This is a genomic window from Mitsuaria sp. BK041 (genome assembly GCF_014193085.1).
Classification (GTDB): Bacteria; Pseudomonadota; Gammaproteobacteria; order Burkholderiales; family Burkholderiaceae_C; genus Roseateles.
On sequence record NZ_JACHYT010000002.1, the window covers coordinates 146879 to 158791 of the forward strand.

The 11913-nt window shown below is 69.0% G+C and carries 17 protein-coding genes and 1 tRNA gene; 5 read left to right on the forward strand and 13 right to left on the reverse strand.

The annotated features are described in order from the left end of the window. Positions 1-107: 107 nt before the first annotated feature. Positions 108-182, forward strand: a tRNA-Arg gene (locus FHT38_RS16535). 71 nt (positions 183-253) lie between these two features. Here the strand turns inward: FHT38_RS16535 and FHT38_RS16540 are convergent. Beyond that, positions 254-595 carry a cupin domain-containing protein gene (locus tag FHT38_RS16540; RefSeq protein WP_091725747.1) on the reverse strand — a complete coding sequence of 114 codons (342 nt, stop codon included), beginning with the start codon at positions 593-595 and terminating at the stop codon, positions 254-256. A 322-nt stretch (positions 596-917) separates the two neighbouring features. Between FHT38_RS16540 and FHT38_RS16545 the strand changes: the two genes are divergently transcribed. Further along, positions 918-2363: a S41 family peptidase gene (locus FHT38_RS16545; RefSeq protein WP_091725752.1), complete on the forward strand. Its 1446-nt coding sequence runs from the start codon at positions 918-920 to the stop codon at positions 2361-2363. A gap of 110 nt (positions 2364-2473) precedes the next feature. On the opposite strand, the gene tatC is transcribed toward FHT38_RS16545, so the two are convergent. From tatC to argB, 12 genes are all read right to left on the reverse strand, one after another. Then, positions 2474-3268, reverse strand: coding sequence for a twin-arginine translocase subunit TatC (gene tatC / locus FHT38_RS16550; protein WP_091725756.1), 795 nt, complete (start codon positions 3266-3268; stop codon positions 2474-2476). Then, positions 3265-3750 (reverse strand): Sec-independent protein translocase protein TatB, encoded by a 486-nt coding sequence (gene tatB / locus FHT38_RS16555; protein WP_091725760.1) that lies wholly within the window; start codon positions 3748-3750, stop codon positions 3265-3267. The genes tatC and tatB overlap by 4 nt, the downstream gene beginning before the upstream one ends. Before the next feature lie 11 nt (positions 3751-3761). Next, positions 3762-3992 (reverse strand): Sec-independent protein translocase subunit TatA, encoded by a 231-nt coding sequence (tatA, locus tag FHT38_RS16560; protein WP_091725763.1) that lies wholly within the window; start codon positions 3990-3992, stop codon positions 3762-3764. Positions 3993-4182: 190 nt separating this feature from the next. Continuing rightward, positions 4183-4530, reverse strand: coding sequence for a histidine triad nucleotide-binding protein (locus tag FHT38_RS16565; protein WP_091725766.1), 348 nt, complete (start codon positions 4528-4530; stop codon positions 4183-4185). A 67-nt stretch (positions 4531-4597) separates the two neighbouring features. Continuing rightward, positions 4598-4999, reverse strand: a complete 402-nt coding sequence (locus FHT38_RS16570; protein ID WP_091725769.1) for a hypothetical protein — start codon at positions 4997-4999, stop codon at positions 4598-4600. Continuing rightward, positions 4996-5364: a phosphoribosyl-ATP diphosphatase gene (locus FHT38_RS16575; protein WP_183481827.1), complete on the reverse strand. Its 369-nt coding sequence runs from the start codon at positions 5362-5364 to the stop codon at positions 4996-4998. The genes FHT38_RS16570 and FHT38_RS16575 overlap by 4 nt, the downstream gene beginning before the upstream one ends. 5 nt (positions 5365-5369) lie before the next feature. Next, positions 5370-5762 (reverse strand): phosphoribosyl-AMP cyclohydrolase, encoded by a 393-nt coding sequence (gene hisI / locus FHT38_RS16580; protein WP_091725777.1) that lies wholly within the window; start codon positions 5760-5762, stop codon positions 5370-5372. Between the two features lie 46 nt (positions 5763-5808). Continuing rightward, positions 5809-6291: an NUDIX domain-containing protein gene (locus tag FHT38_RS16585; RefSeq protein WP_091725781.1), complete on the reverse strand. Its 483-nt coding sequence runs from the start codon at positions 6289-6291 to the stop codon at positions 5809-5811. Continuing rightward, positions 6284-7237, reverse strand: a complete 954-nt coding sequence (locus FHT38_RS16590; RefSeq protein WP_183492594.1) for an ATP-binding protein — start codon at positions 7235-7237, stop codon at positions 6284-6286. Before FHT38_RS16590 ends, FHT38_RS16585 begins: the two co-directional genes overlap by 8 nt. Before the next feature lie 56 nt (positions 7238-7293). Further along, a complete protein-coding gene (gene slmA / locus FHT38_RS16595) occupies positions 7294-7932 on the reverse strand; it encodes a nucleoid occlusion factor SlmA (RefSeq protein ID WP_091725790.1) in 639 nt (212 codons plus the stop codon). Between the two features lie 170 nt (positions 7933-8102). After that, positions 8103-8891, reverse strand: coding sequence for a response regulator transcription factor (locus FHT38_RS16600; protein ID WP_310732152.1), 789 nt, complete (start codon positions 8889-8891; stop codon positions 8103-8105). 136 nt (positions 8892-9027) lie between these two features. Next, a complete protein-coding gene (gene argB, locus FHT38_RS16605) occupies positions 9028-9942 on the reverse strand; it encodes an acetylglutamate kinase (protein ID WP_091725796.1) in 915 nt (304 codons plus the stop codon). Positions 9943-10055: 113 nt separating this feature from the next. Between argB and FHT38_RS16610 the strand changes: the two genes are divergently transcribed. The 3 genes from FHT38_RS16610 to FHT38_RS16620 are packed head-to-tail and all read left to right on the forward strand — an operon-like array spanning position 10056 to position 11912. Continuing rightward, positions 10056-11042, forward strand: coding sequence for a cation diffusion facilitator family transporter (locus FHT38_RS16610; protein WP_183492595.1), 987 nt, complete (start codon positions 10056-10058; stop codon positions 11040-11042). Continuing rightward, complete coding sequence (gene dtd / locus FHT38_RS16615; protein WP_183492596.1) at positions 11039-11476, forward strand: D-aminoacyl-tRNA deacylase; 438 nt, start codon at positions 11039-11041, stop codon at positions 11474-11476. Before FHT38_RS16610 ends, dtd begins: the two co-directional genes overlap by 4 nt. A gap of 52 nt (positions 11477-11528) precedes the next feature. Continuing rightward, the gene (locus FHT38_RS16620; protein WP_183493571.1) at positions 11529-11912 is read left to right on the forward strand and encodes a VOC family protein; all 384 of its coding nucleotides are present in this window, start codon (positions 11529-11531) and stop codon (positions 11910-11912) included. The last annotated feature ends 1 nt before the right edge of the window (position 11913 follow it).

The window sequence follows — 11913 nt, forward strand, 5'->3', positions numbered from 1 at the left end:
GTAGCAAACCTGTGGCGCGGCCGAGGCCGAGCGGCCGCGTGCCAGGCGCTCCTTCCATGCGAGAATCCGCCGCTTTCGCGCAGCCGCCCGCCCGGGCGCTGCGTGGGCTCTCCGTAGTTCAATGGATAGAACGGCCGCCTCCTAAGCGGCAGATACAGGTTCGATTCCTGTCGGAGGGACCAGCGCCCTCGCGCCGGTCTCGCGTCGCTCCCACGCCGCCGGCGCTTCAGCGGCTCCAGCGCTTCCGCACCATTCAGCGCTTCAGCACGATCGTCACCAGCGCCGACGCGTCCACGACGCCGGTCACGCCGTGCACCACCCCGCCCTCCAGATAGCAGAGCTGCCCCGCGCGCAAGCGCTGGCGCTGCTCGGCGCCGTCGCGCAGCACGCTCAGTTCGAGCTCGCCTTCCAGGCAATGGAGCGTGATTTCCCCGTCCACCTTGTGCGGTGGCAGCGACTTGCCCCGCGGCAGCACCACCCGCATCACCTCCAGGCCCTCCGACTTGAACAGCGCGGAGGACGGTGTCCCGGACAAGGCGGCGCCAAGCGGCGCGACATCGATCGGCTGGGCGGGGGCGGCATGCGGCAAGGCCATGGCTCTGCTCCTGAAGGGCTGACGACGGCGGCGCGGGTCCGCGCCGCGGCTGGCGATCGGGCCATCATGGCACCGACCGGCGCGACGCGCACCCCCGGCGCGGCCCTCCCCTGCCCGAAGTCATCGCCCCCCGTGACGAACGGGATCGGCAAAGCGCCAGGATTGCGCGCGGTACGCGTAAAAGCGGGGTAAACCGACTTTTCATGCCGGGCCGCCTTTTTGCCCGACGCATATACTGGGAACGCCTTTGTTCCGTCCCGCGCAACGGGGACGAACAAGCGGCGCCAAGCAGCCAGGCTGTACTGATTCAAGGTTTTTCATCATGGGCGCCAAACTGAAAGTCGCGGGCTGGGTCGCGTTGGGAGCGATGGCCGGGGTCATGACGACGATGCAGCTGCAAGCCAATGCGCGCAGCACGACCAGCCCCCTTCCGCTCGAGGAACTGCAGCAGCTCGCCGCCGTCTTCGGGATCGTGAAGTCCGACTACGTCGAGTCCGTCGACGAGAAGAAGCTGATCAACGATGCCATCTCCGGCATGGTCAGCGGCCTGGACCCCCACTCCCAGTTCTTCGACAAGAAGAGCTTCAAGGAATTCCGCGAAAGCACCTCCGGCAAGTTCGTCGGTGTCGGCATCGAGATCGGCATGGAGGACGGCCTGGTCAAGATCGTCTCGCCGATCGAAGGCAGCCCCGCCTTCCGCGCCGGCCTCAAGAGCGGCGACCTGATCAGCAAGATCGACGACACCGCGGTCCGCGGCCTGACGCTCGACCAGGCGGTCAAGAAGATGCGCGGCGAACCCGCCACCAAGGTCACGCTGTCGATCTACCGCAAGTCGGAGAGCCGCACCTTCCCCATCACGATCACGCGCGAGGAAATCCGCGTCCAGAGCGTGCGCGCCAAGATGGTGGAGCCGGGCTACGCCTGGATCCGCGTCAGTCAGTTCCAGGACCGCACCGTCGAGGACTTCACCCAGAAGCTCGCCGACCTCTACAAGCAGGACCCCAAGATCAAGGGCGTCGTGCTGGACCTGCGCAACGACCCGGGCGGCCTGCTCGAAGGCGCCGTCGCCATCTCCGCGGCCTTCCTGCCCAAGGGCGTGGAAGTGGTGTCGACCAACGGCCAGCTCGCCGAGTCCAAGGCCAGCTATCGCGCCGATCCCGACTTCTACGCCCGCCGCGGCTCCGGCGACCCGCTGCGCCGCCTGCCCGAGGCGCTCAAGAGCGTGCCCCTGGTGGTGCTGGTCAATGAAGGCTCCGCCTCGGCCAGCGAGATCGTCGCCGGCGCGCTGCAGGACCACAAGCGCGCGACGGTGATGGGCCTGCAGACCTTCGGCAAGGGCTCGGTGCAGACGGTGCGCCAGCTCGGCCCGGACACCGCGGTCAAGCTCACCACCGCCCGCTACTACACGCCGAGCGGCCGCTCGATCCAGGCCAAGGGCATCGTGCCGGACATCCCGCTGGACGAGACCGCCGAGGGCAACGTCTTCGCCGAGCTGCGCATGCGCGAGGCCGACCTCGAGAAGCACCTGCACAGCGCCGACGAGAAGACGGAAGAAGCGCGCTCGAAGGAACTCGAGAAGATCCGCGAGGAGCGCCGCCAGAAGCTGGAGGCCGACTACGCCAAGCGCGCCGAGCCGCCCAAGCCGCTGCCCGAGTTCGGCAGCAGCGAGGACTTCCCGCTGCGCCAGGCGCTGAACCAGCTGCAGGGCAAGCCGGTGGCGGTCTCCAAGGTGGCCCAGGAACGCAAGGCGGAAGCCAAGACGGAGTGAACCGCATCGGCCGGCGGCCGACGAGCCGCCTTCCCGCCCCCAATGAGAAACGCCCGGTGCAGTGCACCGGGCGTTCTTGTTTGGGGTCCTGGCTGAGGGCTCGTGCCGTCTCAACCGGCCGTCGTGCCCTTGTGTTCTTCGGTATCGTCCGGCGCCCGGGTGTAGCGGGCAAAGGCGCCGGCGGCCCACAGGCCGACTTCGTACAGCAGGCACATCGGAATCGCCAGCGCGAGCTGCGAGACGATGTCCGGCGGCGTGATCACGGCCGCGATGACGAAGGCCAGCACGATGAAGTAGCCGCGGAACTGCTTGAGCTGCGCCACCGTGACGATGCCCATGCGGGCCAGCACCACGACGACCACCGGCACCTCGAAGGCGGCGCCGAAGGCGATGAACATGTTCATCACGAAGCCCAGGTAGGCCTCGATGTCCGGCGCGGCGGTGATGCTCTTGGGCGCGAAGCTCTGGATGAAGGTGAAGACCTTGCCGAACACGAAGAAGTAGCAGAACGCCACCCCCGCGAAGAACAGCAGCGTGCTGGACACCACCAGCGGCATCACCAGCCGCTTCTCGTGCGAGTACAGGCCCGGCGCGACGAAGGCCCAGACCTGGTACAGCACCACCGGCAGCGCCAGCAGGAAGGCCGCCAGCAGCGTGATCTTCAGCGGCACCAGGAAGGGCGACAGCACGTTGGTCGCGATCATCGAACTGCCCTGCGGCAGGTGCGACACCAGCGGCACGGCCAGCAGGTCGAACAGGCCGCCGGGGCCGGGCCAGGCGCACAGCAGGCCGAAGGCCACCCCGATCGCCAGCAGCGCCCGGATCAACCGGTCGCGCAGCTCCATGAGGTGGGACACAAAGGGCTGTTCGGTGCCGGCCAGTTCGTCTTCTTGGGGGCTGCTCATGAGGCTCGGCGAGGAGGACGGAAGCGCGCCACGCGGGCCGCGCCGGATTGGGCATGGCGTTTCACGCCCAGCCGCTGCTTGTACCAGAGCGGCGTGGCGCCCCGCTTCAGGCGCCAGTTCTTCTTCGGATGCGCGTAGACCGGGACCGGCGACGCGTAGCCGCCGATCGAGCCATCCGCCGACGTGCCGTCGACGGACAGGTCGGACCAGGTCGACTGCAGCGCCTGGTTGGCGGAATCCACCTGCTCCTGGACGCTGGCGTGCACGTCGCTGACGGCGGTCTCGAACTGGCCCTTCATCTTCTGGAGTTCCTCCAGTTCGATGGACCGGTTCACTTCCGCCTTCACGTCGGCGACGTAGCGCTGCGCCTTGCCCAGGAGCGTGCCCACCGTGCGGGCCACGCGCGGCAGGCGCTCAGGACCGAGCACGACCAGCGCCACCGCGCCGATCAGGATCAGCTTGTCGAAGCCGAAATCGACCATGCGGGTCGCACTCAGCTACGGGTCTTGGCGTCGACGTCGACGGTGTTCGGATCGGCCGCCTTGTTGGTGTTGGCCACCTGCTGCGGCGGCGCGTCGGACGAGGTGCCGTCCTTCATGCCGTCCTTGAAGCCCTTGACCGCGGCGCCCAGGTCGCCGCCGACGTTGCGCAGCTTCTTGGTGCCGAACACGGCGATGACGACCACCAGCACGATCAGCCAGTGCCAGATGCTCAAACTACCCATGACATTCTCCAGAGTCGGAAGTCGAAATTCTAAGGGGCGCTCATGACAGCCATACCGGCGATCTGCGCCCCTCCCTGCCCGCATCAGCGGCTTATGCGCCTCACCCTACCCGCTGGGCGAACGCAACCCCTCGTATATCGAGCGGCCGGCGCTGGCTTTCCGGGGCGGTTGCGGGCGAAACGGGCGGCGTTCAGCCCTTCGACCAGGGGCGAGGCCCGCCGATCGCATGCATGTGGAGGTGGAACACCTCCTGACCGCCGTCCGCCCCGGTGTTGACCACGGTGCGGAAGCCGTTGGTGACGCCCAGTTCCTTCATCAGCCGCGGCACCAGCACCGACATCTTGCCCAGCAGCGGCGCATGCTCGGGCTGCAGGTCGGCCATGCTGGCGATGTGCTGCTTGGGGATCAGCAGGAAATGCACCGGCGCCCACGGGTGGATGTCGTGGAAACCGATCAGGTCGTCGTCCTCGTAGACCTTCCTGGCGGGAATCTGGCCCTGGACGATCTTGCAGAAGATGCAGTTGGGGTCGTGGCTCATGGTGGCGGCGGTCGGGAATTGCGGCGAACCGGAATCAGGCGGAGGGCGGGCGCGGCGAGGCGCTGCCTCAAGTCGGCATCGGCCGGCGGTCGTTCATCGCCAGCCAGCCGCGCACGATGCGGTACAGGAACCAGATCGAGATCAGGCACCAGGCGATCCAGCCCGGGATGATGAACAGCAGCCACAGCGGGATCGTCACCACGTACAGGATCCCGCACCACAGCACGCTGCGCAGGCGCCAGGAGAAGTGGGTGGCCTGCCAGGTGCCGACGGCCTCGTCGCGCTTCACCAGGTCGACGATCACCGCGACGATCAGCAGCACGATGCTGGCCTGCACGCCGGGCAGCAGTGCGCCGATGGCGACGATCGCGTGCAGCACGTAGCTGATGATGCCGACGGTGCGCAGACTGGCCTCGCGCTGCGGATCCAGGGCAACGGACGGCGGTGGCGGATCGAACGACTCGGTCATGGGCGCTCCTGTGCTTGTCTGCTGGCGAATTCCTCGAGGCCGGACAGGCCTTCGCGGCGGGCGAGCTCGGCCAGCACCCGCTCGGGCCGCACGTCGAGCGCGGCCAGCGCCACGATCGAGTGGAACCACAGGTCGGCGACTTCGTAGACCAACTTGTCGGGCGCGCCGTCCTTGGCGGCGATCACGACCTCGGTCGCTTCCTCGCCCACCTTCTTGAGGATCTGGTCCAGGCCCTTGGCGAAGAGCTTCGCGACATAACTCTTGTCGGGATCGCCCTCGGCGCGGCGCTGCGCGACCACGTCGCCCAGGTGCGCGAGCACGTCCCGCGAGAGGGACGCGCCGGCGGCGGTGTTGTCGGTGCTCATCGCGCTCAGGCCTTGTAGATGGTGGCCGGGTCCTTGAGGACCGGCTCGACGGTGGTCCAGCGACCCTGCTCGAGCTTCTGGAAGAAGCAGCTGTGGCGGCCGGTGTGGCAGGCGATGCCGGGCTCATGGCCGTGCTGGGTGATGGTCAGCAGCACCACGTCGTTGTCGCAATCCAGGCGGATGCCGTGGACCTGCTGCACATGGCCGGACTCCTCGCCCTTATGCCACAGCTTCTGGCGCGAGCGGCTCCAGTACACCGCCTCGCCACGCTCGGCGGTGCGGGCCAGCGCCTCGCGGTTCATCCACGCGAACATCAGGATGTCGCCGGAGCCCTGCTCCTGCGCGATGACGGGCACCAGGCCGTCGCGGTCCCACTTGATCTGATCGAGCCAGTCCATCGCGGCAGTGTAGTCCGGCCCTGCCGACGCCGCCGGTCGCGCGCCCTCAGACGACATGGGTGAGCCCGACATGGAAGCGCTCCGCCGCGAACCACTGCAGCACCGGGATCGTGCCCGGCAGCACCGGCTGGACCTGCACCGGCAGGTGCTGCCAGCTCATGGCCTGGCCTTCGCGCATCTCGAACTCGCCGGTCCATTCGTAGACCTTGCAGAAGTGCAGCCGCACCTTGGCATGCGGGTACTCCATCAGCTCAATCTTCCAGGGGTGGGCCGCGCCGATGGTGATGCCGAGTTCCTCGTGCAGCTCGCGGCGCAGCGCCTGCTCCACCGTCTCGCCCGCCTCGAGCTTGCCGCCCGGGAACTCCCAGTAGCCGGCGTAGACCTTGCCCTCGGGGCGCGAGGTCAGCAGGAACTCGGTCTCCCGGCCGCCCGCCTCGCGGCGCACCAGCACGCCGACGGCAACGTCCACCGGCACACGGTCGGTGGCGGCGGACGGGCTGTGCGGATTGGCCTGTTGCGGCTCAGACATGGTCGAGGCCCTCCGGTGCGTCGCGGTCCGCGGTCGCAGCGACGGACGCGACCGGCGCCATGCCTTCATCGGCACCGCCGCGGCCGGCCAGGTCGCGGGCGAACTGGTAGGCGACGCGGCCCGAGCGCGAACCGCGCTCCAGCGCCCAGACCAGCGCCGGCTGGCGCGCGGCCTCGATGCGGGCGGTATCCAGGCCGAAGTGCGACAGCCACTGGGCCACGATCGCCAGGTATTCCTGCTGGCTGAAGCTGTAGAAGCTGATCCAGAGCCCGAAGCGCTCGGACAGCGAGATCTTCTCCTCGACCGCCTCGCCCGGATGCACCTCGACGTTGCCGTCGCGCTCCGAATGGGTGTAGCCGAGGTTGTCCTTCATCTGCTCGGGCAGCAGGTGGCGGCGGTTGCTGGTCGCGTAGATCAGCAGGTTGTCGGTGGCGGCGGCCACCGAGCCGTCCAGCATCGACTTCAGCGCCTTGTAGCCGGCCTCGCCCTCGTCGAAGCTGAGGTCGTCGCAGAAGATCACGAAGCGCTCCGGCCGGTCGGCGACCAGGTCGGCCAGGTCCGGCAGGTCGACCAGGTCGGCCTTGTCGACCTCGATCAGGCGCAGCCCCTGGCCGGCGAACTCGTTCAGGCAGGCCTTGATCAGCGAGCTCTTGCCGGTGCCGCGCGCGCCGGTCAACAGCACGTTGTTGGCGGGCTGGCCCTGCACGAACTGGCGGGTGTTGCGCAGCAGCCGCTCCTTCTGCGGCTCGACTTCCTTGAGGTCGGCCAGGCGGATCGTCGACAGGTGGCGCACCGGCTCGAGCCGCGCGCTCGCGCCGCGCTTGCGGTAGCGGAAGGCGACCGCCGCCTCCCAGTCGGGCGGCGTCAGGGGCTGGGGCAGCACGGCCTCCAGGCGGCTCAGCAGCGCGTCGGCGCGCCGCAGCAGGGCATCAAGGGCGTCGGACATGGGGCCGAGTGTAGGGGCCGCGCCCCCGGTCGGCGGGCGCTGGGCGGCGGCCGGACTCAGGCGAGCATTCGCATTGCGGCATCCAACTGTTCGGTGGGAAGCCGCTTGAAGCCGGAGCGCGCATACCGCTGCAGCCGGCCGATGATGAAGCTCACCAGCACCGAGGCCTGCGCCTGGGCCTCGACCGTCGGGGTGCTCGAGCCCGAGGCCTCGGCCGCGGTACGCAGCGCCTGGCGCAGCGAGGACTCGACCTTGTCGAAGAACTGGTTCATGCGCGCGACCAGGCGCTCGTTCTCGTAGACCAGCGCGTCGCCGACCATCACGCGGGCCATGCCCGGGTTGCGTTCGCCGAACTGCAGCAGCACCGCGACGATGCGCTGCGCCTGGGCCAGTCCATCCGTCTCGCGCTCGGCGATCTGGTTGAGCAGCGAGAAGATGCTGGTCTCGATGAACTCGATGAGGCCCTCGAACATCTGGGCCTTGCTGGCGAAGTGCCGGTAGAGCGCGGCCTCGCTGACTTCCAGCCGCGCGGCCAGCGCGGCGGTGGTGACGCGCTCAGCGCCGGGCTGCTCCAGCATGCTGGCCAGCGTCTGCAGGATCTGCACCCGACGCTCCCCCGGCTTGAGCCGCTTGCGTGGCAGCTCGGCCGGCTTGGCGGCGGCGGAGTCCGAGGTATCCGGGGGGCTGGTGTGCATGGGAGGGGCCGAAGTGTGCGGCGATTCTGGCACAGCCCGAACACCGCCTTGACGCCGATAACGGACGCCGTACGGGCCGGCGGTCGGCGATCAGCGGCCCGACGCCAGGATGCGACTGCACGGCCACGCGTCGAGCCGCTGCGCTGGCCGCGGGCGCGACCCCGGTCCGGTCAGTCGCGCAGCCAGCCCAAGCGCCGCGCCTCGTAGATGGCCTCGACCTTGGAGCGCACCTGCAGCTTGCGGTAGGTGCGTTTCACGTAAGTCATGATCGTGTGCGGCGACACATTCATGAACTGCGCGATCTCGTCGAAGGTGAAGCCCTTGGCGGCCAGGTGCAGCACCCGCGATTCCTGCTCGGACAGCGCCACGACCTGCTCGTCGACCAGTGGCATCGGGGCCGACTCGCCGAAGCCGCGCGGATGGGCGCCCGCGCCCTGCGGCGCCAGGCGCAGCAGCAGGCGGCGCGCGATCACCGGCGAGATCGGGCTGCCGCCCGCGCGCAGCGAGCGCAGCTGGCCGGGCAGGTCCAGCGCCAGCGAGTCCTTGAGCAGGTAGCCGGTCGCGCCGGCCTCGATGCTCGAGAGCACATGCTGCTCGTCGCCGAAGACCGAGATGACCATCACCTCGCACTCCGGCGCGACATGCGCGGCATGGCGGATCAGTTCGATCCCGCTGCCGCCGGGCAGGTCGAGGTCGACCAGCAACACGTCGGGACGCGTCTGGTCGAACATCTTCCGCCCCTGCTGGAGATCGGTGGCCATGCCCACCAGACGGATGTCCGGCGCTTTTTCCAGGGCATGGGCGAACGCTTCGCGGAAGCGAAGCTGATCTTCGACGATCAAGACGCTGAACAGTGACATGCAATCCCTCACGGCTATGGAGCCGCTGCGGGGCGCATTCTGGGATGTCGCGTCTTTCAGCGGCAATCCCCAGCTTGCAGTGGTATGACCTTCGACCATCCCCGACTCCTGAGCGTTACGCGAGGGCAAAGCACGCTCCCGGAAACGACCGAGCCCCCTCGTTCGGAGGGGGCTCGGTGGGGAATTCCGCCCCTCTGGGGGAGCGCCGGGGACGCCCCCAGAGCACGAACTCAGCTCAATGCGAGCGGATCATCGTGCCGTAGGCCTGCTCGGAGAGGATCTCCAGCAGCATCGCGTGGGGCACGCGGCCGTCGATGATGTGCACCGCCTTGACGCCGCTGCGGGCCGCGTCCAGCGCCGAGGCGATCTTGGGCAGCATGCCGCCGGACAGCGTGCCGTCGGCGAAGAGCTCGTCGATCTCGCGGGCCGAGAGGTCGGTCAGCAGCTTCCCCTGCTTGTCGAGCACGCCGGGGGTGTTGGTCAGCAGCACCAGCTTCTCGGCCTTGAGCACCTCGGCCAGCTTGCCGGCGACGACGTCGGCGTTGATGTTGTAGCTCTCGTTGCTCTCGCCGAAGCCGATCGGGCTGATCACCGGGATGAACTGGTCGTCCTGCAGCGCCTTCACGACGCTGGGGTCGATCGCGACGATGTCGCCGACCGAGCCCACGTCGTGCTCCTTGGCCGGATCGTCCTTGTCGATCAGCTTGAGCTTCTTGGCGCGGATCATGCCGCCGTCGCGGCCGGTCAGGCCCACGGCCTTGCCACCGGCGACGTTGATCAGGCCGACGATGTCCTGCTGCACCTCGCCGGCCAGCACCCATTCGACGACGCTCATCGTCTCCTCGTCGGTGACGCGCATGCCCTGGATGAAGTGGCCCTTCTTGCCGAGCTTGTTGAGCGCATCCTCGATCTGCGGACCGCCGCCGTGCACCACCACCGGGTTCAGGCCGACCAGCTTGAGCAGCACCACGTCCTCGGCGAAGTCCTGCTGCAGCGCCGGATCGGTCATCGCGTTGCCGCCGTACTTGATGACGATGGTTTTGCCGTGGTACTTGCGGATGTAGGGCAGCGCCTGGGACAGCAGCTCCGCCTTGTCGCGTGGCGGGATGTGGCTGAGGTCGGCGTCGTGGACGGGCGGGGTGTTGCTCATGGTGCTGTCCGGAAGAGGCGGAAGGGGGTGGCGGAAGGGGTGGTGGGGGGAGCGCTCCAGGGAGGGCGCGCAAGTCGAACGGGCGCCATTCTAGGACCGGCAAAATCGACGCCATGCAAGTGCAGCAATACCTGAAGCTCTCGGTCCTCGTGGCAGTGCTGACCATCGCCCTGAAGACGGCCGCCTGGTGGTGGACGGGCTCGGTGGGCCTGCTGTCGGACGCGCTCGAATCGGGGGTGAACCTGGCCGGCGCGCTCTTCGGCCTGGCGATGGTGACCATCGCCCGCCGCCCGCCCGACGAGGACCACCCCTTCGGCCACCACAAGGCGGAGTACTTCTCCAGCGCCTTCGAGGGCGCGCTGATCCTGGTGGCCGCGCTGGGGATCGGCTGGGCCGCGATCGAGCGGCTGCGCACGCCGCAGCCGCTGGAGGCGCTGGGCGTGGGCATGGTGCTGTCGCTGGTGAGCACCGCGATCAACGGCGCGCTGGCCTGGAAGATGCTGCGGGCGGCGCGGGAGCACCGCTCGATCGCGCTGGAAGCCGACGCGCGCCACCTCTTCACCGATGTCTGGACCTCGGTCGGCGTCGTGGCCGGGCTGGTCGGCGTGCTGCTCACCGGCTGGACCTGGCTGGATCCGGTGCTGGCCATCCTGGTGGCGCTGAACATCCTGCGCGAGGCGATGCACCTGATGTGGCGCTCCACCGCCGGCCTGATGGACATGGCGCTCGAACCCGAGGACCAGCAGGCGATCTCCGCCGTGCTGAAGGGCTTCGCGTCGCCGGAGCTGCGCTTCGACCATGTCGCCACTCGCGTGGCCGGGCAGCGCCGCTATGTCGATTTCCACCTGCACGTGCCGGCGCGCTGGACGCTGGGCGAGGCCGCGAGGCTGCGCGGCGAGGTCGAGCAGGCGCTGATGCGCGCGCTGCCCGGCATCCGCGCCAGCATCCAATTGCTGCCGGTGAATGTCGAGACGCGCTTCGCCGAGCAGGCCGCGCGGGAGGCCCAGGTCCAGGCCCAGGCGCAGGAGGACACCCCGAAGGACGCCCCCGGCGCCCCCTCCCCCCTCACCCCGCCCACCCCCAAGGAAGGACAGGCATGATCGCGCTGCTCCAACGCGTGAAGGAAGCCCGGGTCGATGTCGGCGACCGCTGCACCGGACGCATCGGGCCGGGCCTGCTGCTGCTGGTCTGCGCCGAGCCGCAGGACAACGAGGCGGTGGCCGACAAGCTGCTGCAGAAGATCCTGAAGCTGCGCATCTTCAGCGACGAGGCCGGCAAGATGAACCGCAGCCTGCAGGACGTGGGCGGCGGGCTGCTGGTCGTCTCGCAGTTCACGCTGGCGGCGGACACCTCCGGCGGGAACCGGCCCAGCTTCACCGGCGCGGCGCCCGCCGAGCTCGGCCGCCGGCTCTACGACCACCTGGTGCGCTCGGCCCGGGCGCAGCATCCGGTCGTGCACACTGGCGAATTCGGCGCCGACATGCAGGTCAGCCTCGTCAACGACGGGCCGGTGACCATTCCGATGCGGATGTGACAGACCTCCGAGCGACGACTTGAACGACCACCCGATGAAGGGGGAGCCAACGATGATCAGCTACGTGACCTTGGGCAGCAACGACCGCCGCGCGGCCAAGGCCTTCTACGACGCGGTGCTCGCGCCGCTGGGGCTCAAGCCCGGCTACGCGGACGACGAGATGGTCGGCTACGGCCCCGAGGGCGGCGAGACCCAGCTGTGGATAGTGCAGCCGTTCAACGGCCTGGACGCGACCGCCGGCAACGGCACGATGCTGGGACTGGCCGCCTCGACGCGGGCCCAGGTCGACGCGGCCCACGCGGCGGCGCTGGCCGGCGGCGGCCGGGATGAAGGCCGTCCCGGCCTGCGCGAGAGCTACGGGCCCAACTTCTACGCGGCCTACTTCCGCGACCTGGACGGCAACAAGCTGTCGGTGGTCTGCCGCTCGCCGGCGTGAC

Coding starts and splice junctions, on each gene's coding strand:
- FHT38_RS16540 (WP_091725747.1), bottom strand. CDS start 595: ATGGCCTTGCCGCATGCCGCCCCCGCCCAGCCGATCGATGTCGCGCCG.
- FHT38_RS16545 (WP_091725752.1), top strand. CDS start 918: ATGGGCGCCAAACTGAAAGTCGCGGGCTGGGTCGCGTTGGGAGCGATG.
- tatC (WP_091725756.1), bottom strand. CDS start 3,268: ATGAGCAGCCCCCAAGAAGACGAACTGGCCGGCACCGAACAGCCCTTT.
- tatB (WP_091725760.1), bottom strand. CDS start 3,750: ATGGTCGATTTCGGCTTCGACAAGCTGATCCTGATCGGCGCGGTGGCG.
- tatA (WP_091725763.1), bottom strand. CDS start 3,992: ATGGGTAGTTTGAGCATCTGGCACTGGCTGATCGTGCTGGTGGTCGTC.
- FHT38_RS16565 (WP_091725766.1), bottom strand. CDS start 4,530: ATGAGCCACGACCCCAACTGCATCTTCTGCAAGATCGTCCAGGGCCAG.
- FHT38_RS16570 (WP_091725769.1), bottom strand. CDS start 4,999: ATGACCGAGTCGTTCGATCCGCCACCGCCGTCCGTTGCCCTGGATCCG.
- FHT38_RS16575 (WP_183481827.1), bottom strand. CDS start 5,364: ATGAGCACCGACAACACCGCCGCCGGCGCGTCCCTCTCGCGGGACGTG.
- hisI (WP_091725777.1), bottom strand. CDS start 5,762: ATGGACTGGCTCGATCAGATCAAGTGGGACCGCGACGGCCTGGTGCCC.
- FHT38_RS16585 (WP_091725781.1), bottom strand. CDS start 6,291: ATGTCTGAGCCGCAACAGGCCAATCCGCACAGCCCGTCCGCCGCCACC.
- FHT38_RS16590 (WP_183492594.1), bottom strand. CDS start 7,237: ATGTCCGACGCCCTTGATGCCCTGCTGCGGCGCGCCGACGCGCTGCTG.
- slmA (WP_091725790.1), bottom strand. CDS start 7,932: ATGCACACCAGCCCCCCGGATACCTCGGACTCCGCCGCCGCCAAGCCG.
- FHT38_RS16600 (WP_310732152.1), bottom strand. CDS start 8,891: ATGGTCGAAGGTCATACCACTGCAAGCTGGGGATTGCCGCTGAAAGAC.
- argB (WP_091725796.1), bottom strand. CDS start 9,942: ATGAGCAACACCCCGCCCGTCCACGACGCCGACCTCAGCCACATCCCG.
- FHT38_RS16610 (WP_183492595.1), top strand. CDS start 10,056: ATGCAAGTGCAGCAATACCTGAAGCTCTCGGTCCTCGTGGCAGTGCTG.
- dtd (WP_183492596.1), top strand. CDS start 11,039: ATGATCGCGCTGCTCCAACGCGTGAAGGAAGCCCGGGTCGATGTCGGC.
- FHT38_RS16620 (WP_183493571.1), top strand. CDS start 11,529: ATGATCAGCTACGTGACCTTGGGCAGCAACGACCGCCGCGCGGCCAAG.